Source organism: Stenotrophomonas sp. As-7 (genome assembly GCF_030291015.1).
Classification (GTDB): domain Bacteria; phylum Pseudomonadota; class Gammaproteobacteria; order Xanthomonadales; family Xanthomonadaceae; genus Stenotrophomonas; species Stenotrophomonas lactitubi.
The window spans coordinates 203,138-223,256 of record NZ_CP127405.1; the positions used below are offsets into that span (position 1 = coordinate 203,138).

Sequence of the window (20,119 nt, forward strand, 5' to 3'; positions counted from 1 at the left end):
AGACACCCTCATCCATGCCAGGTATCTCCATGCCCAACGCTCGTCCCGTCGCCATCCTCGGTGGCGTCCGCATTCCGTTCTGCCGCCAGAACACCGCGTATTCGGATGTCGGCAACCTCGGCATGTCGGTGCGCACGCTGGGAGCGCTGGTCGAGCGCTTCGGCCTGCACGGCCAGCAGCTGGGCGAAGTAGCGATGGGGGCGGTCATCAAGCACTCCAGCGACTGGAACCTGGGCCGCGAAGCCACGCTGTCCTCGGGCCTGTCGCCGTTGACCCCTGGCATCACCCTGCAGCGCGCCTGCGGTACCTCGCTGGACAGCATCATCACGGTCGCCAACAAGATTGCGCTGGGCCAGATCGAATCCGGCATCGGCGGCGGTTCCGATACCACCTCCGACGTGCCGATCGTGTACGGCAAGAAGCTGCGTGCGCGCCTGCTGGCGGCCAACCGTGCCAAGAGCACCGGCGACAAGATCCGCGCGCTGACCTCCGGCTTCAAGTTCGCCGAGCTCAAGCCCGAGTTCCCGGGCGTGGCCGAACCGCGTACCGGCAAGAGCATGGGTGACCACTGCGAGGACATGGCCAAGGAGTGGAACATCTCGCGCGACTCGCAGGACGAGTGGGCGGTGTCATCGCACAAGAAGCTGGCTGCTGCTTATGAGCGCGGCTTCTTCAACGACCTGATCGCACCGTTCCGCGGCGTCGAGCGCGACAACATCCTCCGCGCCGACACCTCGCTGGAGAAGCTGGCCACGCTGAAGCCGGCCTTCGACAAGGTGTCCGGCCGCGGCACCCTGACCGCTGCCAATTCCACCCCGCTGACCGACGGCGCCGCCGCCGTGCTGCTGGCCAGCGAAGAGTGGGCGCGGGCGCATGGCCACGAGCCGCAGGCCTACCTGCGCGACGCACACGTGTCGGCCGTCGATTTCGTGCACGGCGAAGGCCTGTTGATGGCACCGACCGTGGCCGTGCCGGAGATGCTCAAGCGCAACGGCCTGACCCTGCAGGACTTCGATATCTACGAGATCCACGAAGCCTTCGCCGCGCAGGTGCTGTGCACCCTGCGCGCGTGGGAGAGTGAGGATTACTGCCGCAATCGCCTGGGCCTGGATGCACCGATGGGGCGTATCGACCCGGACAAGATCAATCTGCTGGGTTCGTCGCTGGCTACCGGTCACCCGTTCGCCGCCACCGGTGCACGCGTGATTGCCACGGCGGCCAAGCAGCTGGCCGAGCGCGGCGGTGGCCGTGCGCTGGTGTCGATCTGCACCGCCGGCGGCATGGGCGTGGTGGCGATCGTCGAACGGTGATGCGACTGCTCGGGTAGATGCCAAGCTCGCTTGGCACTGCTCGATGAGCATCCACGCATGGCGTGGATCTACACACGAAAACGCCGCCCGATGGGCGGCGTTCTTGTTATCCCGGTGCGGCCACACGCCAACCAAGGTTGGCGTCTACCGAAGCGGGCTACGGCAACCGCGGGTTGCCGAACGCGTCGCGCTCTTCGTTGGCGTCATACACCGGCGGCAACGGTGCAATCGGCTGCTCTTCGACGGTCGCATGCAGCGGCGTGTCAGTGGCCGCTGCCGATGCCCGCACCAGCGCCACGCTGTCTTCGCCACGCTGCAGGCGCAGTGCGTTGGTCAGGCACTGCGCGGCCAGTACATGCTCGCCACGCTGTGCGAAGGCTTCACCCAGCGCCTCCCATGCAGGAGCGCCGGCACCCGCGGCGATGGCTTCATGCAGGAACGCATCGGCGGCGTCCCACTGCTGCTGCGCCAGCGCGATGCGGCCCTGGGCCAGGCGCAGGGCGGCGGAGTCGTCGTGCACGTTGCGCCAACGCTGCAGGTTGGCCTGGCGTGTAGCCAGACGCTCGGCCGGCAGACGGCCATACAACGCCACCAGTTCGTCATCCCAGCGGTGGTCCAGCGCCTGCTCAAGCGCCAGCAGCGCCGGTTCGTCCCAGTCCAGTGCAACCGCACGGGTGGCGTAGGCGGCCACCACGTCCGGGGTCGGTCGCAGCGCCTTCGGCGTGGCTTCCCATTGCGTAGCCAGTGCGTTGACGTCGCCGGCTTCCAGCAGTGCCTGCGCGGCCAGGTGTGCTTCCAGTTCGCTGCTGGCCTCGGCCGGCAGCACCTTGGTCTGGCGCAGCGCGCCCAGCTGGCCGTATGCCTCGTGCGCGCGGCCAGCACGTGCCAGCGCTTCGGTACGCAGCCACAGACCGCGCGGCGGCAGCGGCTGGATCGCCGCCACGTCCAGTGCGTTGATCGCATCCACCGGCAGATCGTTGGCCAGCAGCTGTTCGGCGCGCAGCAGCGCCTGCAACGTCGCATCGCTTTCGCCCAGACGCTGCAGCAGCGCCTCGGCAGCGGGTGCATCGGCGCGCACCTGCGCACTGCGCACGGCATTGGCCAGCGCAACGCCACTCACTTCCGGATCCTTGGCGGCGCCGTCCAGCAGCTTCTCAGCACGCTGCCACTGGCCATGCTCGTAGGCCAGCAGGCCATCGATCAGGCGCACCCGGCCCTGCTTGCGGCGGTAGCGGCCCCAGGCACGGAACGGTGCGGCGATCAGGCTCCACAGCAGCCACAGCACCAGCACGCCGATCACCGACAGCAGCGCCACCTTCGGCAGGTTGCTGTGGTAGTCGTAGCCGGCGTAGCGCAGGGTCACTTCGCCGTAGCGGTTCAGGTCATCGGTGCCGAGCCATTGCGCGGCAACCACGCCAATGGCCACTGCCAGCAACAGCACGACCAGTGATTGCAGGGGTTTCATACGGGCTTACCTCCGGTCGGTCTGGGTACGCAGTTGTTGCAGGGTGCTGCCAAGCACGGTGTTGTCGGCCTGCAATGGCAGCGTGCGCAGGGCATGGAGTTCAGCACGTTGCGCGCGCAGGTCCGGTGAATCCGGCCAGCGCCGCTGCGCCCAGAGATCGATTCTGTTCAGCGCGGCATCGCGACCGCTGCCGTCGCCGCGCTCGATCGCTGCGCGGGCCAGGGTCAGTTCCAGCTGCAGCGCTGTGTCGATGGTGGTGCGCTCGGCCGAGGTCAGCGGGCCGTTCAGACGGCTCGGGGTGATGTCCACGAAGGGCGCCAGCGCGGCCTGCCACCACGGTTTAGCGGTGTTGTCGGCGGGCGTCTGCGCGATCTGCGAAGGCAGGCCCTGCAGGGCCTTGCCCAGTGCGTCCAGGCGTTGCAGCGACTGCACGCGAGGGCCCGCGCCCAACGCATCCAGCGCGTTGCGTTCCTGCACCAGCGCCTGGCGCAGGTTCAGCCCGTCGCTGTCGGGAAGATCGGCCAATGCCGTGGCGGCCAGCGCATACAGACGGCGCGAGCCCTCCACGTCATCGGCGAAGGCCAGACGCTGCGCAGCCTGGGTCAGAAGGAGTTCGGCCTCATCACGCTGCACCGCCTGGCGGCCCTGGTTGGCGCTGTCGGCCAGCTTGGCCAGGTTTTCTTCCAGCAAGGCACTGCGCTGCGACAGGCCCAGCATTTCGTCGCGCAGCACTCGATTGGTGGTGGCCGCATCCTGCAGGCGCTGGCTGGCAGCGCGCTGGTCACGGCGCAGGGCCTCGACCGTGGCCTCCAGTCCCTTCAGCTGCACGGCGGTGGTCTGCGCCTGCGCCAGCTGGTCGCTCTGCTGCTTCTGCCAATAGTGGTAGCCGGCATAGCCGCCCGCGCCCAGCACCGCCAGCGCGGCAAGCGGCAGCAGCCAGCGCACGGGGCGATGGGGCGATGGAGCGGGCGGCAGAGTGTCGTTCATCGGGCTTCCTTGTCGGCGGCAACGCCGGAACAGATCCGGCAGGCAGCGTTGTGCACAGCATCACTGTTGCCAACGACACCGGCAAGCCACTGCCGGGTGCCTGTTCAGGTCGCTGCCGGGCCGGTGAGCGCAGTGTGTGCAGCGGCGATCAACTGAAGGTGGGTGGGACCCTCGCTGCGCACTATCCGGGTCAGCCCCAGTGCCTGCGCCTGCGCGCCCAGCCGCTCGCTGGCCACCAGCGCGATCGCGTTCGCCTGCAGCCGCTGCTGCCAGTGCGCGGGCAGCTGCTGCCAGAAACGCTGCAAGGCCTCGCCACTGCTGATGGCCAGCAGCCAGGGCGACGGAGAACGGGCCAAACGCGCCAGCATGCGCCGCGACAAGCGCAGCGGCAGCCGTCGGTAGACATCGGCGCGGGTGATCTGTGCGCCTGCGGCCTGCAGTTCGGCGGCAATCAGGCCACGCCCTCCCGGTGCGGTCACCAGCCCGATCTGCATGCCCCGCACATCGCCCAGCACCGGCATCGCCAGCAGGCCCTCGCTGTCCATCCGCTGGGGCGCATGGACGTCGGCGACGCCGTGCGCCAGCAGCGCGCGCGCGGTGCCCTCACCCACCGTCAGCCACGGGCTGCGTTGCGCTGCCGCCAGCGGTATCAGGCTGGCCGCCGCCGCGACGGCCGCCGGACTGGTGAACACCACCCGATCGCTGGTCAGCGCACGTTGTAATTGCTGCGCTGCAGCAGTGTCATGCAGACGTTGCAGCCGCCAGGGCGAAAGCGCGACGGTACGGCCTCCCAGCGCTGCTGCGGCGTGGCGCAGCGCCGCCTGCTGGCCCTGCGGGCGCAGTGAGATCAGGGTCCAGCCAGTGGGTATCGTATGGTTGGCCATTCCCGTCATTATGCGGGCCCTTTGTTGTCGTGGTTGCTGCTGATGGCTGTTGATGCCCTGACCTCTTCGCTGGCTGCCCTGCAGGACGTGCTGGACTGCATGCCGGCGGTCCGCGCGATGCAGATCCGCTTGGATGGCTATGCCGACGGCGTGCTGCGCATCACCGCGCCGCTGGTGGCCAACGTCAACGACAAGGGCAACGCGTTCGGTGGCAGCCTGGCCTCGGTGCTGACCCTGTCCGGCTGGGCGCTGGTCAGCCTGCGCCTGCGCCTGGCCGGCCACGACGCCGAGGTCTACGTGGCCGACAGCAACCTGCGCTACCTGGCGCCGGTCTATGAAGACCTGCACGCCCACGCCCACGCCGAAGCCACCGCAAGCGGTGCCTGGGATACCTTCCTGGCCACCTTCCGCCAGCGCGGCAAGGCCCGCATCAGCATTGTCGCGACCCAGCCGGGCGCCGATGGCAAGGCCGCGGCCGAATTCAGCGGTCGTTTCGTTGCCTTCGCCAAAGGGTAGGATGGCAGGCTGACGCCCTGCGGAACCCACCGATGCGCCGCCTCATCCAGATCCTCCTGTGTTCCCTGCTGCTGCTCAGCGCCGCTGCCGGTGCTGCCGCCGACGACCTCAGCCGCAAGCAGCGCAAGCTGCTGGAAGAGACCCAGATCGCCTACGGCGCCACCATCCGCTGGGGCAGCATGGACGACGCCATCGCCTATCTGGACCCGCAGCTGCGCAAGTCCAAGCCGCCGACCGAATTCGAACTCAACCGCTATGCCCAGCTGCGCGTGTCGTCCTACCGCGAGCGCAGCACGGCAGCGCTGGATGGCGGCCTGGTCGAGCGCCGGGTGGAAATCGGGGTGATCAACCAGAACACCCAGGCCGAGCGCACCGTGGTGGTGACCGAGCGCTGGCGCTGGGATCCGGAAGCCAAGCGCTGGTGGCAAAGCGCGGGCCTGCCGGACCTCTGGCAGGGGCAGTGACGGGTCGCGTCCGGCTTGTGCGACAATCGGCGCCCGCTTAATCGACCCGTGACCTGAGTGAATTACGAAGAGTTGCTGGCCTTCGCAGGCCGAAACCCGATGCTGTCCGCGGCCCTGGTCGGCCTGACCGTGGCCCTCATCGTCACCGAAATCCGCCGCCTGTTCCGGGGCTTCAAGGGCATCAAGCCCGCCGAACTGACCCAGCTGATCAACGCAGGCGGCACGGTGGTGGTTGATCTGTCGCCCAGCGCCGATTTCGAAAAGGGCCACATTGCCGGCAGCCGCAGTGCCCAGGCCAGCGCGTTCGGCCCCGAGCACAAGCTGGTGGCCAACGCCAAGCAGGCCCCGGTGGTACTGGTGTGCCGCAGCGGCAACGCGTCCGAGACCGCCGCCAAGGCGCTGAAGAAGGCCGGCTTCGAGAAGGTCTTCGTGCTCGACGGCGGCATCCCCGCGTGGCAGCAGGCAGAACTGCCGCTGGTCAAGGGCCGCAACTGATCGCAGGCGATGGCGGAAGTGGCCTTGTTTGCGCCCTCCGCCGCCCCCATCGCAGTAATTCGACCATCGTTTTCATTGCATTCACTGGAGTTACTGGAAATGTCCGAAGAGACCACCAACGGCGCTGTCGCGCCGGTCGATGCCGCCACCGGCCCCGCGTTCACCGTCGAGAAGATCTACGTCAAGGACGTTTCCTTCGAGTCGCCGAATGCCCCGTCGATCTTCAACGACCAGGTGCAGCCGGAACTGCAGCTCAACCTGAACCAGCAGGTCCAGCGTCTGGGCGAGAATGCCTTTGAAGTCGTGCTGGCCGTGACCCTGACCTGCCAGGCCGGCGAGCGCACCGCGTACGTGGCCGAAGTGAAGCAGGCCGGCGTGTTCGGCCTGGTCGGCCTGGACCCGCAGTCGATCGACGTGCTGCTCGGCACCCAGTGCCCGAACATCCTGTTCCCGTACGTGCGCCAGCTGGTCAGCGACCTGATCCAGGCCGGCGGCTTCCCGCCGTTCTTCCTGCAGCCGATCAACTTCGAAGGCCTGTACGCAGAAACCCTGCGCCAGCGCCAGGAGCAGGGCGACGCACCGTCGCTGGCTGACTCCGAGCCGGCCGGCAACGCCTGATCCCGGCCGCGACGTCACGGATGAGCACTACCGCTGACAAGATTGCCGTACTCGGCGCCGGTTCCTGGGGAACCGCGCTGGCTACGCTGCTCGCCCGGCACGGTCGCCAGACCGTGCTGTGGGGGCGCGATGCCGCCGTGGTTGAAGCCATCGACCAGCGCCACGAGAATCCGCGCTACCTGCCGGGCATTCCGTTGCCGGAATCGCTGCGCGCTACTACCGACCTGGCGTCGGCGGTGGAGGGTGCCGCCTGGATCCTGGTGGTGACCCCGTCGCACGCATTCGGTGAAACCGTGCGCGCGCTGGCGCCGCTGCGTCCGGCCGGTGCCGGCGTGGCCTGGGCGACCAAGGGCTTCGAGCCCGGCTCCGGCCGCTTCCTGCATGAAGTGGCGCGCGAAGTGCTGGGCGAGGATGTGCCGCTGGCCGTTGTCACCGGGCCGTCGTTCGCCAAGGAAGTCACCCTGGGCCTGCCGACCGCGATCACCGTACACGGCGACGTGCCCGAGTTCGCGCAGACGGTGGCCGAGGCGATGCATGGTCCGGCGTTCCGCGCCTACACCGGCGACGACATGGTCGGTGCCGAGCTGGGCGGTGCGATGAAGAACGTGCTGGCCGTGGCCACCGGCGTGGCCGATGGCATGCAGCTGGGCCTGAACGCCCGTGCCGGCCTGATCACCCGCGGCCTCAACGAAATGCTTCGCCTGGCCGCAGCGATCGGTGCCAAGCCGGAAACGCTGATGGGCCTTGCTGGCCTGGGCGATCTGGTGCTGACCTGCACCGGCGACCTGTCACGCAACCGTCGCCTGGGCCTGGCCCTTGGCCGCGGGCAGACGCTGCAGGACGCCATCCGCGAAATCGGCCAGGTGGTTGAATCGGTGCAGACCGCCGACGAAGTGATGCGACAGGCGCGCCGTCATGGCATCGACCTGCCCATCTCCGACCGCGTGCGCGCCGTGCTGCATGGCGAGCAGACCCCGGAAGAAGGATTGCGTGCGCTGTTGGCACGCGAACAGAAACCGGAGTATCCGGACACGCTGTTCAAGTGAATCGAAAAACCCCGGCCCAGCGCCGGGTTTTTTTTTGTGCGTGCGCGAAACCCATCCACGCATGGCGTGGATCTACTGTGGAACCCGTAACGCCCATCATCGCGGCCGCGGCGGCGCGTTGGTGTTGTCCATGTCCGAAAAGATCATCCACGGCCCACCCGCCACCCGCTTCAACGTCAGCGTGAACTTCCCGGTATCGCCCACGCTGTTGCCGTAGGTGTAGGCACCGATGATGTAACCGGTGGTTTCCTCGGCGGCATAGGCCAGCGCGCGCAGCCGCAACGGGCTGCTTCCCTGGCCGGCATACGCTGCCTCGATTGCCGCGCGCCCGCGCACAGGCGGCTGGTTGCTCTGCAGGATGAAACCGTCCTCAGCGAACAGCCCCGCCAATGCCTTCGCATCACCCGTACGCCACGCCTGTTCGTAATCGCGCAGCACCCGATCCAGCGCAGCGGGCAGGGCGACATCGGCAACACGTGCGGCGGGCGAGGGCGCAGCGGCCTCCTGCGCAACGACAGGCGCGGCCAGCAACAGGCCACTGATGAGAATCACGGCAAGTCTTGAACGGCACATGCGTCTGCATCCTGGCGGCGATGAAAGGCGTGACTGCCAGAATATCCGTCTTGGCTGGCGGGTAGAATCACGCGGGCGCCAGCTGGGCGAATGCACACAGGACAGGGAATGACGTCTCGAATGATGGGAATGGCGGCGATGGTCGCGTTGCTGGCCGCGTGCACGCAGACGCCGGCACCCGCACCGGACGCAGGCACCGCTGCCACGCCCGCCGCTACCGCCGCACCGGCGACCGAAGCTCCAGCCGCCACCGCCACGGTGGTCGAGAACGAGCCGTCCATCGAAGACGGCGTGGACCCCTCGGTGTGGGACAACGAAGGTGAGCCGGAAGGAGAGACCCCCGGCGCGGAGCTCACCTGCAAGGACAATCCGCTGGCCACCTATTTCTTCACCCTGATCGGCGGCAACACCGTGGACGACTGCGGCCGCAAGGACCCGAAGGTGCTGGCCGCGTTCAACGCTCTGATGAAGAACACTGCGGCGGCCGAATCGCCCGACAAGACCATCCCCTCCCTGCGCGAACGCCTGTTGAGCGGTCCCAGCGGTCCTGGCGAACTGATGGTGCTGCAGGGCGAGCCGTGGTGGCTCTACACCGCCTGCCAGGCGCACCAGTGCCCGACCACCGCGTTGGCGATGCTGTACTCGCCGACGCAATCGAAGATGGTCGGTCGCCTTACCGCCCGCTGCAAAGTGTGGTGGCTGGGCGAGCCGACTGCGGAGCAGCGCGCCCTGATCGAGCGCGAGCGGCCGGTGGACGAGGCGATGCTGAAGGAAGAAGGCGATCCCTGCGAATGATGGGCGGTAACGCCGGAAGCGTTGCCGGCGTTATTCCTCCGGCCGCATCCGCGCGCTGACCTGCGCGGTCAGCGCCAGGCACGCCATCATCAGGCCTTCCATCACCCGATCGCCCACGTATTCGTCGTCCGGGCCGTTCTGGCGGACCCGCTCGGCCGCCAGCAGCATTTCCAGCGCTACGCGCAGGCCCGCCAGTGCGCAGTCCGCATCGGCCAGCGCCATGCGCCGGCCGGGCATCTGGTGACGCTCCGGCCAGGGTTGGCCATCGGCGGCTGCGCCTTTTCCAATCCGCGTCAGGGTGGCAATGAAAGCCGTGGGGTCGAGCGCAGGTGGTGGCTCTGATACCTCATCGCCCGCAACGCGATAGGGGTGGGGGCGAGGGAATTCCGGTGTAGTCATGGCTGGGGCTCCGTGCAGGACAGACGGTAGCCGCCACATAAGGGTGGCGGGCGGAGACGTGGCTCGAAAACCGGGCTCCTGTTGAACCGGCAGGCACAAGGCCTCCACGCTCCGCCCGCCATAGCCGGCAGACGGATTGCCAGCCGGCGCCACACGGGGTGACGCCGGCTGGCAAGCGTAATCAAACAGAAGCACGGGTTTTCGAGGCCCGGCCATCTTTTCTTGATGGCCCGTCATCTGTACCTGTGCCGACGCGGAGTGCCAATCAGACAAGTTGCATTCAACGCTTGATGCAAGACGCTTTCGGCATTCTTGCATGCTGTTAAGCCGCCCCAGACGCCGATGGCGCAAGGGCCCTAAGCGATAGAGGGATATGCGACATGGGTCGTGGTTGCCAGCGTAGTGTGCTGCCACGTCAGCAAGGCAATGACGACAGAGCAGCCGAAAAGCGGCGCAACTGGACTAAGCTTCTGCAATGCTGCAGGAGGTCGTTTTGCAGAAACCCTTGATCGTCACCCTGGAGGCTTCCTTCGCAGGACTCACGTTCCTGCCCTGGTTTGCTTGGGCGAGCAACAGCCTCAACCCGAAGCTGATTCTGCATGCAGACCAGGTGGAGTATCGCGTTCTACGGACGCGCACCCGGCCCTATAGCGAGATTGCCAGGGTGGATTATCGGAAGGCCCCCGGAACCGAGAATGTTGTGCTGGAGTTCCACGCAGCGAAGATGACGTTCATCGCCAATACCGGCCTGGTTCGACGGACCAGGGAAGCCATCGCGCTGCTGCACCAGCAGGGCTGCCCGCTTTCAGACCGAGCGCAGGCATTGCTGTTGCCTTCTGGCCCGTAGGTTCGGCGCCGACCCCGATGGCCTCCACATGGTGCTGATGGGCGTCGGCTATTCTCGTGGCGTTAGCCCGAACATGGAATCAACCGCATGCCTCCCTCCGATATGCGCGCCGGATGTGCACAGTGCCGCAATGCGGATCCGCTGCAGTTCGAATTCAGTTACGCATTCCAGCCGATCGTGGATGTGCATGCACGCAAGGTATTCGCGCATGAAGCGTTGGTGCGCGGTGCGGCCGGCGAGCCCGCAGGTTCGGTGCTGTCACGTGTCACCGCGGACAACCGTTATTCGTTCGACCAGGCCTGCCGTGAGAAGGCGATCCGGATCGCGGCATCGTTGAATCTGCGCTCTCATCTTTCAATCAATTTTCTGCCCAATGCGATCTATCGGCCCGAGGTGTGCATCCGTTCCACGCTGCAAGCTGCGGATCGGCATGGTTTTCCTGTTGAGCGAATCATCTTTGAAACCGTGGAGGGAGAGCAGATCAGCGATGGAAAATGGTTGGCCGAGATCCTGAGCGAGTACAAACGTATCGGCTTCAAGACGGCCATTGATGATTTCGGTGCCGGTTTTGCCGGCCTTAATCTGCTGGCCGACTTCCAGCCGGACATGGTCAAGCTGGATATGGCGCTGATCCGGGGAATCGACCATAGCCCCTCGCGTCGCGCGATCGTGGCCGGCGTGGTGTCCATGTGCGGGCAACTGGCCATCGATGTCATTGCCGAGGGCATAGAAACCCGCGATGAGGCGCACTGTCTGTCGGATCTCGGCATCAGCCTGATGCAAGGCTACTGGTTCGGTCGGCCGCAGTTCGAGTCTGCCGCCCGCGAGGCTGACATCACCTGGACAATGTGATCGGCACACGCCGCGTCCGATCCCGGTCAGGTGTGGCCGCCTGAGGCACGCCTGCCTTCCCCATGCCCGTGCCAACTCATGGGTTGGCCTGGCAGATCCGGGTATTCGACCCCGGGCCCGTCACGGCTTGGCCTGAAAAGGCGGCAATCGCCCTCGCATCAACCTTCTCCCGGGTTCCATGGGATGATGCGCTGCCCACCGGACGAACGACCATGCAGAAGCTGACGGACCCCCATCTGCTGGACGACATCGCCGAGATTGGTCGAATCCAGGCCGTGCCGCGAATCCTGGAGACCGTAGCCCACATCACCGGCTCCCGATTCACCGCCATTGCCCGTGTGACCCAGACCACCTGGACCGCCTGCGCCACATTCGACACCCTCGGGTTCGGGCTGGTTCCCGGTGGCCAACTGGTGCTCGAGACAACCATCTGCGATGAGATCAGGCAGTCGGCAACGTCGGTAGTATTTGCGCATGCGAGCAAGCACCCGGTTTACGCCACGCATCACACCCCGCGGATCTACGGGCTCGAGAGTTATGCGTCCGTTCCCATCCATCGGCCGGACGGAAGTTTCTTCGGCACACTCTGCGCGATTGACTCGGCACCGGCCAGCTTCGACGTGGCCCACGTGCAGAGATCCATGGAGCTGCTGGCCGATCTGGTAGGAAGCTACCTCGACAAGGAAGATCGCCTCGAGCGAGCGGAAACTGCGCTCTCCGACGCGCACCGCGTCGCCGACCTGCGCGACCAGTTCATTGCCGTGCTGGGTCATGACCTGCGCAGTCCTCTGCAGGCAATCAGCATCGCCGCGGATTCGCTGGCATGTGAGCTGAACGCTGAGGGTCAGCAACGAATGCTCGCGCACATCGCCTCAGGCGTTGCCAGAATGGATGGACTGATCAACGACGTGCTTGATTTCGCCAGGGGGCGTCTGGGCGGCGGTATTCCCATCGCGCTGCAGCTGACCAGCACGCTGGAAGAAGACCTGAAAAAGGTTGTGGAAGAGGTGGCCATCGCCACTGGCCGCCAGGACATCAAGGTCCGCATGCAGATGGACGACAACGTGGTCTGTGATCCGAGCAGATTGGCGCAGCTCCTGGCCAACCTGCTCACCAATGCAGCCGAACACGGAGCGCGCTCGTCGCCAATTGCGCTGATCGTCAACGCCACGCCCGAAATGCTTACGCTCGAAGTACACAACGACGGACACATTCCGTCAGAGAGGATGGCCGCCATATTCAGTCCGTTCTCTCGCGAGAAGAGTGAGCAGCCACGGCCCGGCCTCGGCCTCGGCATCTACATTGCGTCGGAGATTGCGCGCGCTCATGGCGGCACGCTGGAGGTGCAGTCCAGCGCGGCCACCGGCACCTTGTTCACGTTCAAGATGCCGCGGCTGGAGCTTGCGTAGCGAAGCACGTCTTGCTGCGCTCCGCCGTGACTGGTTCCTCAGCCTTCACAACCGCGCTTCATTTGCGGGCGTGGCGTGCGTCCTTCTCATCGCCGCCCTTCGCAGCCGCGCGACTCTGCGCGAACTCTGGGAACGTTTCCTCGATCGAGTCCTTGTCCGGCAGCACGTAGAACACGCCGCCCTTCTCGAACGTGGGGTTCACGATCTGCTCGTAGAACCCGGGTGAGACGTTGATGCAACCGTGGGTGACGCGGTTGTCGTCCGGCGTGGCGGATGCCAGTCGTTCGCTGCGCTTCTCTTTCGGGGTGCCCGGGGGAAGCGGATGCATCGACACGGCGGAATCGTAGTCCACCCACAGCACGCGTCCGGCGTCCTCGGACGGGCCATAGCCACCAATGAAACGGCCGGCCGGGGTGGTGCGGTCGTGGCCTGGAATCGCGCTCAGCGCGAGCTTGGCGACGCCGGGCGCCGAGTGATCGCCGATGGCCGAACCAAACAATGCCGGCGCCGCGCCACGCAGCTTGCCGTCACCGCCGAAGACCAGGACCTGCGCAGCGGCCTTGTCCATGATCGCGAACGGATAGCCCTGGTTGTCCTTGCTGGCGACTACCCAGCCGGCCAGTGCAATGACGGTCTCGGATACTTCCTGGCCCTGCGGAAGTTCATCGGCGGCGTTCGCCGTTTCCGCGGCAGGTGCTTCTTTTGCTTCCTTGCCATTCTTGGCACTGGCCACGCTGGTGCCTGCCAATGCCAGCGCGATGGTCAGCGCGGCCGACACGGCCCGGCGTGCAGGGAATGAGTACGTACGAATGGGACGGCTCCTTCGGATGAAGACCGAGAGGTTGAAAGACACCAGTGGCCGGCGAAGGCCACTGGTGTCTGGTTCAAGCGTTCATCAAAGTGGGTGGGAGAGCGGTTACCCGCGCGGCTTGCGGCCCGGGACCCTTTCGAGCTGCTGGACGCGGCCTTCAATCTGATCCAGACGCTGGTTGGCCTGCTGTGCGGACTGGTTGGCGGATTCGGCGCTCTGCGCCGCGCCCTGCACCTTCACGTCGAGCTGGTCGAGACGTGAGTTGATCGAAGCGAATTCGTCTTTGTAGGTGGCGCAAGCACCGAGGCTTACGGTAGCAACGATGGCTACGGTGACGGCACGTGCCGCGTTGATTTGCTGCTTGGTCAGGAACATTCCACTCCCTCCTTCGTCTGGGGAGTCTGGAATATAGCGGCGTTTGTTCCCGGCGCTGCGAAGTGCTTTCAGCTGCAGTTGGAAGACGTGGATGGGCCGTGAAGGTGCGGCAAGCAGCCAACCTTAACAAGCGGGAACACGCGCGCTGTGCTGCATCGGTCGATGCCCTTGCGCCGCTTCGATACAGCCAATTCATCAGGATGAAGCGGGCTCACGCTGTCCTAATGAATGGGCGCAGATGAGCGTCGCGCAACAGCGACGCCCGCACCTCACTGCTACACGTGCAGTTCTCTTCGTCGATCAGATGCACGAAGCGGTCATGCCCTTCGTCCTGCGCCCGACGGCTACTACATGACGTATCCAGAGTTCCCTGAACAGGAACCTCATTCATGTACCGGTCAGTTCAATATTCAGGGCTGATTTCATCAACAAACGGATAATTCACACCTGTCGAACGCCCCTTATCCCTCCCCTCCCGAGGGGCGTTCGACGAAACCAAAATAATTAAAGGTGTATCCCGATGATCAAGAATTCGCTGCTTGCCCTGGGTCTGTTGGCCGCGCTGCCGTTCGCCGCATCGGCTGCCGATGGCCTGTCGTACAACTACGTTGAAGGCGGCTATGTGAACACCGATGCCAAGGGCGGCGACGCTGATGGCTGGGGCGTGAAGGGCTCGGTTGCCGTGCACCCGAACTTCCATGTCTTCGGTGATTACAGCAAGCAGGAAACCGACACCTTCAAGAACGATGTCGCCCAGTGGCGCATCGGTGCCGGCTACAACTACGGCATCGCACCGAACACCGACCTGGTGGCTCGTGTTGCGTACCAGAAGTTTGATATGAAGCACGGCCTGGACTTCAACGGCTACTCCACTGAAGTGGGCGTGCGCACCGCGTTCAACCCGTACCTGGAAGGCTATGCGCTGGCCGGTTACGAGGATTACAGCAAGAAGCACGGCATCAACCCGGACGGCGAGTTCTACGGCCGCGTCGGCGCCACCGCCAAGTTCAACCAGAACTGGGGCCTGAGTGGCGAAGTGAAGCTGGCCAAGGCCGGCGACCGCGAGTGGTTCGTGGGCCCGCGCTTCAGCTGGTAACAAACGCCTGTCGTTAGTGCGTGTAACTGGCGTGTGACCTCTCTCCCATACGCCAGTGAAGCCCGGCCTCGTGCCGGGCTTCTCTTTTTTGGATCGGGTAGAGTGCAGGGCCGCCGCTCAGCCCCTCATGGGCCGGCGTGGCGGATTCCAGCGCAATCACGATCAAGGGACATGATGAAGACGAAGGTAATCGCCGTGATGGCGGCAATGCTGCTGTTGGGAACCGTGCAGGCACGGCCCAACGCCGAGTGGAACCTGAAGGGTGCCAGCCGCACCGAAGGCAAAGTGGTGCTGACCTTGGTGAGCAAAGAGCCGGAGCTGACGACAGCCAACCGCCAGGCCGCCGAACAGACCGCCACACGCCAATGCGCGACGTGGGGCCTGGCAACCGCTGAACTAAACGGCGAGATCGAACGGGTGTGCGACGGCCGCAGTCGATTTGGCAAATGCAAGCGGTGGCAGTTCACCATGCCGCTGCAGTGCAACGCTTCGGCGCCCTGACAGCCCATTATGCAGGGCTGCTACCGCCAGCGGCCCTGACGAGCGAGGGTACGTTCCGTCACCATGGCGTGCGCTGTCGCGGCACAATGCGACATGGACCGCCCCTCCACCGAATCTCCACTTGCTGGCACCGGCACGGCCTACCAGGAACACCTGGCGCCTGCGCCGCTGCGTGGCCAGTTCGGCCAGCTCTGGCAGAGCCAGTTGTCGGCCGACGCCAGCGGCAGCATCACCGTTCTGCCCGATGGCTGCGTGGATATCCTCTGGCGTGATGGAGCACTGTTCGTGGTGGGGCCGGACCGTACCTCCGCGCATCCACAACTGGCGCCCGGTGCGCAGGTGTTGGGCGCGCGCTTCCGGCCTGGGCAAGCATCGGCTGCGCTTGGCATCGACTTGTCCGACATCGTCGGCCAGGCCGTGCCTCTTGCTGAATTCAATGCCCGCTGGGCAACACAGGCGGCGGCATCGGTCGGTCATGCCGCGCCCGAGCAGCGCCTGCACCGCCTGGCCGATTGCCTGCAACAGAACATGACCGCGGCCGTGGTGGACGACCACACGAAACGTGCGCATGCGCTGTTCGCGCACGCAGCCAAGGGCGACGTCAGCATCGATGCACTCGCCGCCCATCTGGCGATGAGTCCGCGCAACCTGCGCCGCTTCAGCCAGGCGCAGTTCGGTTACGGTGCAAAGTCGCTGGAGCGGATCCTGCGCCTGCAGCGGTTCCTGCGCTGCAGCCAGGCACAGCCCGCGCACAGTCTGGCGATGCTGGCCGCCGAGGCGGGCTATGCTGACCAGGCGCACCTCAGCCGCGAGGCCCGCGAGCTGTCCGGCCTGACGGCCAGTGCGCTGCGCCAGGAGTGGGGGCGTTGATGGCCGTTTCGTTCAAGACGCCGGCTCAACCCTGATCGATGCTGTGCGCTCCAACCACGGAGCCGCACCATGAGCCACGCAGAGACCACCGCTGCCGAACGCCGCATCGACAACATCGAATTCAACGTCGCCGACATCGCCCGCAGCAAGCAGTTCTATGGGCAGGTCTTCGGCTGGTCCTTCACTGACTACGGTCCGGCCTATACCGAGTTCGATGATGGCCGCCTCAAAGGGGGTTTCGTGGCTGACGAGGCGGTGACAGCCGCGGGAGGCGCGCTGGTGATTCTCTACTTTTCGGATCTGGCCGATGCACAGCAGCGCATCGTCGCGGCCGGCGGCGAAATCGTGCAGGACGTGTTCGCTTTCCCCGGTGGCCGTCGCTTTCACTTCCGCGATCTGGACGGTTACGTGCTGGCGGTGTGGAGCGACCGGGACTAAGCCTCGGCAAGCGCCGTGCTATCGGACCGGCTTGCCATACATCTCTGAAAGCGTGGCCTTGTACTGCGCCAGTGGCTGCAGCCCCATCGCCTCGCGGCGCGCATCCAGGCCTTCCATGTCTTCGGTAGGGCGGAGTTCCATCGCGCCATCATCGGCCTGTGTGAACTGGCTGCCATAGCGCTGCGGCTTGCCCTGCGCCAGCAGCACGCGATCAGTCAGTAGCGCCAGATCTGCAGAATCAGCTTCACCGGCTTTGGCGGCCTTTTCGATCAACGGCAACATATCGGCCTGGAATACGGGATCGTGATCGGCGTGCTGGACCAGCAGCCACGCGGCTTTGGCACCATCATGTCCGACCAGGGCATACGTCGGCCAACCCTTGTCGGCTACCACCGATTTCAGCCAATCGGCGTTGGCCTTGATCACTGGAGCTGTCGCTTTGAATGCTTCGCCACCACCAGCGTCGACAGCCGCATGCTGTGCCGCCTGGTCGCGCTCGGCGCGCTCCAGCAGTTCCCTGCGCAGGGGCGCGTCCAGCAATGCGAGGCGCTGCTGCTCGGCGGCCAGCACGCGCTTGCGCATGTCCGGCCACGCCGGGCCGTTGCGCAGCGCATTCAATCCTGGCCGATCCTTGTGCAGCAGGTCATCGGCCGACAGCCTGCCGCTGGGAAGCAGCGTGGTTACATGGTCCATCGCTTTTCCCAGGTCGCCGGCCGCTGCCGTGCATTCAACCAGCAGCAGTTCGCCACCCTCGGGAAAATGGCCTCCACGTTGCAGCAGGTCATCCAGAAAATGCGCACAGCCGCTGAAGTCATCGGCACCATAGCGCTCAAGTGCGTCGAAGAAAGACCCTTCGTTTGCGGCGTGTACCTGCAGCGGGGCGGCCAGCAGCAACGCCAGCGCCGCAGCAACGGGCCCATGCCTCCATTGCATCGGTGAGTGGACCATCGACTGCTTCCTCCGTGAAGTGTGTGGATGGCGAGCCTCTGCAGGCCGCACATCCGCAGGCTAGCAGTGTCATGGCCAGGCCTCAAATGATCGACCAGCAGCACGCTGCAAGTGGGGTCGCGTTGCCTCTACAATCCGCCAATGGAAACGCACATCGACGCCTACGTGAGGCAGGCCGACGGCAACTGCATCAAGGTGATGTTGTTGAACGGCCGCCCGCGGACCTCGCTGCAGGCGCTGGGCTTCACCGCTGGCGAGGCAGACACCCTCACCCTGCCGGTCGCCGACGACGCAGCCAAGGCCATCGTCTTCATCCGTCTGCGTGACCTCGGCGTAGCCTTCTCGGCGGGTAGGGAGTGGTGCCCGGCCGACGTGTTCGAACACTTTCGCGATGGCGGCTTGCTGCAGGGCGCCTACCTTCGGGTTGCGTGGCGCACGCCGCAACAGTTCACCGTGACCACGGCGTAGTCGCACAGCATGGACGTGATCGAGATCGCCGGGGCGCATCTGCTGCGCGATGCTGCGGATGGCTGGCAGCTGCTGGACGCTGTTGTCTCCCAGGACGGCATCCGGCTGGTCTGCATCCATGCTGTCGGGCAGAGCTTCCGCGTCGAGCATTTCCTGCGCGGACACATGCTGCCGCAATGGCAGGGAGAGTGGCGGCTGCAGCAGCCGGAGCATTCGATCACCGACAGCGAACAGCGGGCACGCGCGCTCGCCGACGAATGGCTCACGCTCGCCGCGAACTGAGAACCGCTCCGTCGCCGGCAACGCCGTTCCGCTATGATCGCCCGCACATCGCCCCATGCGATGTGCCCGCCTCAAGCCAGCAGGAACTGCCGTGAACGCCCAGCCCGCCCCCATCACCGCCCTCAACCACACGCTCGACAACGAGCCGCAGCAGATCACCGCGCCGCTGACCCATTCGGCCGCGTTCCTGGTGCTGACGGTGAAGGACGATGAGGCGTCGCTGGCGAAAGTGCGTGAGGTGCTGGCCAGCACCGATGACCTGATCAAGAACACCGCCATCCGCGAGATCGAACGCACCTTTACCTGCAATGTGGCCATTGGCCACCGCGTGTGGGCGCCGCTGGTGGGCAGCACGCCACCGCGCGAGTTGAAGCCGTTCCAGGAAGTGAAGGGTGCCACCCATACGGCGGTATCCACGCCGGGCGACCTGCTGTACCACATCCGTGCGCGCACGATGGACCTGATCGTGGCGTTTGAGAAGAACCTGCTCCTCGCCTTCGGTGATGCCGTGGAAGCGGTGGATGACGTGGCCGGTTTCCGCTACTTCGATGGCCGTGACCTGCTCGATTTCGTCGACGGTACCGCCAACCCGGAGGGCCTGTCGCTGCCGGAGGCGACCATCGTCGGCGAAGAGGATCCCGACCATGCCGGCGGCAGCTACGTGGTGGTGCAGAAGTACCTGCACAACCTCGATGCCTGGCGTGCGCAGAAGACCGAAGCGCAGGAAGCGATCATCGGCCGCACCAAGCACGACAACATGGAGCTGGATGACGCGCCGGCCGACGCGCAGAAGTCGCACAAGACGCTGTGCACCATCGAGGATGCCGACGGCGAGCACGAGATCCTGCGCGACAACATGCCCTTCGCCAACCCGGGGCGTGGCGAGTACGGCACCTACTTCATCGGCTACACGCGTCGGCTGTGGGTGATCGAGCAGATGCTGGAGCGGATGTTCATCGGCAATCCCGCGCCGTTGCACGACCGCATCCTCGATTTCTCCACCGCGACCACCGGCGTCACCTTCTTCGCCCCCTCGCGCAAGGTGTTGGCCGACTTGGGCGACTGATCACGCCGGGCGGGGCAGCCAGGTAGATCCACGCCATGCGTGGATGGATCAACCGGTTGCCCAGAACAGCCACGCATGGCGTGGCTCTACTGCAGCCTCCGCCATCTGCCTGTCATCTACAGCGCCGACCATGATGCGTTGGACGGCAGTGGAGACGTGGGTGATGGATTCTGCAGGCAACAGGCGCACCACGCGCCGCGGCTGGCGCCCGGTGGCATGGTTGCTGGGCCTGCTGGCACTGGGCAGCGCCAGCGTGTCCGCACAGGACGCGCCTGCGCATTGGATGGCCTATGCCGCCTCCGTCAGCGGCGAGTTGCAGCAGCGCCTGCAGCAGGAACAGGATCCACGCGCCCAGCGCCTGCTGGCCTGGCTGCAGGAGCATCCCGATACGCCGACACCGCTGGTGGTGAGCGTGTGGATCGCCCGCGATGGCGCGATCTCCAAACTGGAATTCGACAGCTTGGGTGATGCCCAGGTGGATGCCGATCTGCGTGCGACGCTGCAGGCCACGGCGTTGCCGGCGGCGCCGCCGAAGGACATGCGCCAGCCGCTGCGGTTGGGGCTGGTGCTTACCCAGTAGATCCACGCCATGCGTGGATCGCGT

Annotated in this window: 26 protein-coding genes; 18 read left to right on the plus strand and 8 right to left on the minus strand. The window is 65.7% G+C overall.

What is annotated here, in order from left to right; all coding sequences use genetic code 11:
- The first annotated feature begins 14 nt into the window (after nucleotides 1–14).
- Nucleotides 15–1,310: an acetyl-CoA C-acetyltransferase gene (locus QP457_RS00875; RefSeq protein ID WP_088100805.1), complete on the plus strand. Its 1,296-nt coding sequence runs from the start codon at nucleotides 15–17 to the stop codon at nucleotides 1,308–1,310.
- Between the two features lie 157 nt (nucleotides 1,311–1,467).
- On the opposite strand, the gene QP457_RS00880 is transcribed toward QP457_RS00875, so the two are convergent.
- The 3 genes from QP457_RS00880 to QP457_RS00890 form a co-directional block, all read right to left on the minus strand.
- Nucleotides 1,468–2,775, minus strand: a complete 1,308-nt coding sequence (locus QP457_RS00880; RefSeq protein WP_205406120.1) for a heme biosynthesis HemY N-terminal domain-containing protein — start codon at nucleotides 2,773–2,775, stop codon at nucleotides 1,468–1,470.
- A 6-nt stretch (nucleotides 2,776–2,781) separates the two neighbouring features.
- Nucleotides 2,782–3,762, minus strand: coding sequence for a uroporphyrinogen-III C-methyltransferase (locus QP457_RS00885; protein ID WP_180164594.1), 981 nt, complete (start codon nucleotides 3,760–3,762; stop codon nucleotides 2,782–2,784).
- A gap of 104 nt (nucleotides 3,763–3,866) precedes the next feature.
- A complete protein-coding gene (locus tag QP457_RS00890) occupies nucleotides 3,867–4,655 on the minus strand; it encodes a uroporphyrinogen-III synthase (RefSeq protein WP_205406121.1) in 789 nt (262 codons plus the stop codon).
- A gap of 33 nt (nucleotides 4,656–4,688) precedes the next feature.
- Between QP457_RS00890 and QP457_RS00895 the strand changes: the two genes are divergently transcribed.
- The 5 genes from QP457_RS00895 (at nucleotide 4,689) to QP457_RS00915 (ending at nucleotide 7,785) form a co-directional block, all read left to right on the plus strand.
- On the plus strand, nucleotides 4,689–5,162 hold the full coding sequence (locus QP457_RS00895; RefSeq protein WP_205406122.1) for a YiiD C-terminal domain-containing protein: 474 nt from the start codon (nucleotides 4,689–4,691) through the stop codon (nucleotides 5,160–5,162).
- 32 nt (nucleotides 5,163–5,194) lie between these two features.
- A complete protein-coding gene (locus QP457_RS00900; RefSeq protein WP_100554367.1) occupies nucleotides 5,195–5,626 on the plus strand; it encodes a hypothetical protein in 432 nt (143 codons plus the stop codon).
- Nucleotides 5,627–5,683: 57 nt separating this feature from the next.
- Nucleotides 5,684–6,121: a rhodanese-like domain-containing protein gene (locus QP457_RS00905; protein WP_025875933.1), complete on the plus strand. Its 438-nt coding sequence runs from the start codon at nucleotides 5,684–5,686 to the stop codon at nucleotides 6,119–6,121.
- A 99-nt stretch (nucleotides 6,122–6,220) separates the two neighbouring features.
- A complete protein-coding gene (gene secB / locus QP457_RS00910) occupies nucleotides 6,221–6,739 on the plus strand; it encodes a protein-export chaperone SecB (RefSeq protein ID WP_025875931.1) in 519 nt (172 codons plus the stop codon).
- A 20-nt stretch (nucleotides 6,740–6,759) separates the two neighbouring features.
- Nucleotides 6,760–7,785, plus strand: coding sequence for an NAD(P)H-dependent glycerol-3-phosphate dehydrogenase (locus tag QP457_RS00915; protein WP_025875929.1), 1,026 nt, complete (start codon nucleotides 6,760–6,762; stop codon nucleotides 7,783–7,785).
- A gap of 96 nt (nucleotides 7,786–7,881) precedes the next feature.
- On the opposite strand, the gene QP457_RS00920 is transcribed toward QP457_RS00915, so the two are convergent.
- Entirely contained in the window at nucleotides 7,882–8,358 is a 477-nt protein-coding gene (locus QP457_RS00920; protein ID WP_205406123.1) for a nuclear transport factor 2 family protein, read from the minus strand.
- Between the two features lie 108 nt (nucleotides 8,359–8,466).
- Here QP457_RS00920 and QP457_RS00925 point away from each other — a divergent pair, with 108 nt between their 5' ends.
- On the plus strand, nucleotides 8,467–9,153 hold the full coding sequence (locus tag QP457_RS00925; protein WP_205406124.1) for a hypothetical protein: 687 nt from the start codon (nucleotides 8,467–8,469) through the stop codon (nucleotides 9,151–9,153).
- 30 nt (nucleotides 9,154–9,183) lie between these two features.
- Here QP457_RS00925 and QP457_RS00930 read toward each other — a convergent pair whose 3' ends face one another.
- Nucleotides 9,184–9,552 (minus strand): hypothetical protein, encoded by a 369-nt coding sequence (locus QP457_RS00930; protein WP_205406125.1) that lies wholly within the window; start codon nucleotides 9,550–9,552, stop codon nucleotides 9,184–9,186.
- Between the two features lie 475 nt (nucleotides 9,553–10,027).
- Here QP457_RS00930 and QP457_RS00935 point away from each other — a divergent pair, with 475 nt between their 5' ends.
- The 3 genes from QP457_RS00935 (at nucleotide 10,028) to QP457_RS00945 (ending at nucleotide 12,660) form a co-directional block, all read left to right on the plus strand.
- Entirely contained in the window at nucleotides 10,028–10,399 is a 372-nt protein-coding gene (locus tag QP457_RS00935) for a hypothetical protein (RefSeq protein WP_240196682.1), read from the plus strand.
- Nucleotides 10,400–10,501: 102 nt separating this feature from the next.
- Nucleotides 10,502–11,251 carry an EAL domain-containing protein gene (locus QP457_RS00940; protein ID WP_205406132.1) on the plus strand — a complete coding sequence of 250 codons (750 nt, stop codon included), beginning with the start codon at nucleotides 10,502–10,504 and terminating at the stop codon, nucleotides 11,249–11,251.
- Between the two features lie 212 nt (nucleotides 11,252–11,463).
- Nucleotides 11,464–12,660: an ATP-binding protein gene (locus tag QP457_RS00945; protein ID WP_205406126.1), complete on the plus strand. Its 1,197-nt coding sequence runs from the start codon at nucleotides 11,464–11,466 to the stop codon at nucleotides 12,658–12,660.
- A gap of 58 nt (nucleotides 12,661–12,718) precedes the next feature.
- On the opposite strand, the gene QP457_RS00950 is transcribed toward QP457_RS00945, so the two are convergent.
- Nucleotides 12,719–13,420 carry a hypothetical protein gene (locus QP457_RS00950; protein WP_205406133.1) on the minus strand — a complete coding sequence of 234 codons (702 nt, stop codon included), beginning with the start codon at nucleotides 13,418–13,420 and terminating at the stop codon, nucleotides 12,719–12,721.
- A gap of 156 nt (nucleotides 13,421–13,576) precedes the next feature.
- Nucleotides 13,577–13,846, minus strand: a complete 270-nt coding sequence (locus tag QP457_RS00955) for a hypothetical protein (RefSeq protein ID WP_089241667.1) — start codon at nucleotides 13,844–13,846, stop codon at nucleotides 13,577–13,579.
- A gap of 523 nt (nucleotides 13,847–14,369) precedes the next feature.
- Between QP457_RS00955 and QP457_RS00960 the strand changes: the two genes are divergently transcribed.
- The 4 genes from QP457_RS00960 to QP457_RS00975 all read left to right on the plus strand — a co-directional run bounded on the left by QP457_RS00960 (nucleotide 14,370) and on the right by QP457_RS00975 (nucleotide 16,751).
- Nucleotides 14,370–14,942, plus strand: a complete 573-nt coding sequence (locus QP457_RS00960) for an Ax21 family protein (RefSeq protein WP_176022450.1) — start codon at nucleotides 14,370–14,372, stop codon at nucleotides 14,940–14,942.
- A 171-nt stretch (nucleotides 14,943–15,113) separates the two neighbouring features.
- Nucleotides 15,114–15,443, plus strand: coding sequence for a YecR family lipoprotein (yecR, locus tag QP457_RS00965; RefSeq protein WP_205406127.1), 330 nt, complete (start codon nucleotides 15,114–15,116; stop codon nucleotides 15,441–15,443).
- 93 nt (nucleotides 15,444–15,536) lie between these two features.
- The gene (locus tag QP457_RS00970; RefSeq protein WP_205406128.1) at nucleotides 15,537–16,313 is read left to right on the plus strand and encodes a DUF6597 domain-containing transcriptional factor; all 777 of its coding nucleotides are present in this window, start codon (nucleotides 15,537–15,539) and stop codon (nucleotides 16,311–16,313) included.
- Between the two features lie 69 nt (nucleotides 16,314–16,382).
- Nucleotides 16,383–16,751 carry a VOC family protein gene (locus QP457_RS00975; RefSeq protein WP_180164552.1) on the plus strand — a complete coding sequence of 123 codons (369 nt, stop codon included), beginning with the start codon at nucleotides 16,383–16,385 and terminating at the stop codon, nucleotides 16,749–16,751.
- A gap of 18 nt (nucleotides 16,752–16,769) precedes the next feature.
- On the opposite strand, the gene QP457_RS00980 is transcribed toward QP457_RS00975, so the two are convergent.
- On the minus strand, nucleotides 16,770–17,699 hold the full coding sequence (locus QP457_RS00980) for a DUF6624 domain-containing protein (protein ID WP_205406129.1): 930 nt from the start codon (nucleotides 17,697–17,699) through the stop codon (nucleotides 16,770–16,772).
- A 141-nt stretch (nucleotides 17,700–17,840) separates the two neighbouring features.
- Between QP457_RS00980 and QP457_RS00985 the strand changes: the two genes are divergently transcribed.
- The 4 genes from QP457_RS00985 to QP457_RS01000 all read left to right on the plus strand — a co-directional run bounded on the left by QP457_RS00985 (nucleotide 17,841) and on the right by QP457_RS01000 (nucleotide 20,095).
- Nucleotides 17,841–18,167, plus strand: a complete 327-nt coding sequence (locus tag QP457_RS00985; RefSeq protein WP_099819542.1) for a hypothetical protein — start codon at nucleotides 17,841–17,843, stop codon at nucleotides 18,165–18,167.
- A gap of 9 nt (nucleotides 18,168–18,176) precedes the next feature.
- A complete protein-coding gene (locus QP457_RS00990) occupies nucleotides 18,177–18,449 on the plus strand; it encodes a hypothetical protein (RefSeq protein ID WP_205406130.1) in 273 nt (90 codons plus the stop codon).
- Nucleotides 18,450–18,540: 91 nt separating this feature from the next.
- Entirely contained in the window at nucleotides 18,541–19,515 is a 975-nt protein-coding gene (locus tag QP457_RS00995; RefSeq protein WP_205406131.1) for a Dyp-type peroxidase, read from the plus strand.
- Nucleotides 19,516–19,678: 163 nt separating this feature from the next.
- On the plus strand, nucleotides 19,679–20,095 hold the full coding sequence (locus QP457_RS01000) for a TonB C-terminal domain-containing protein (RefSeq protein ID WP_205406134.1): 417 nt from the start codon (nucleotides 19,679–19,681) through the stop codon (nucleotides 20,093–20,095).
- Nucleotides 20,096–20,119 lie beyond the last annotated feature (24 nt).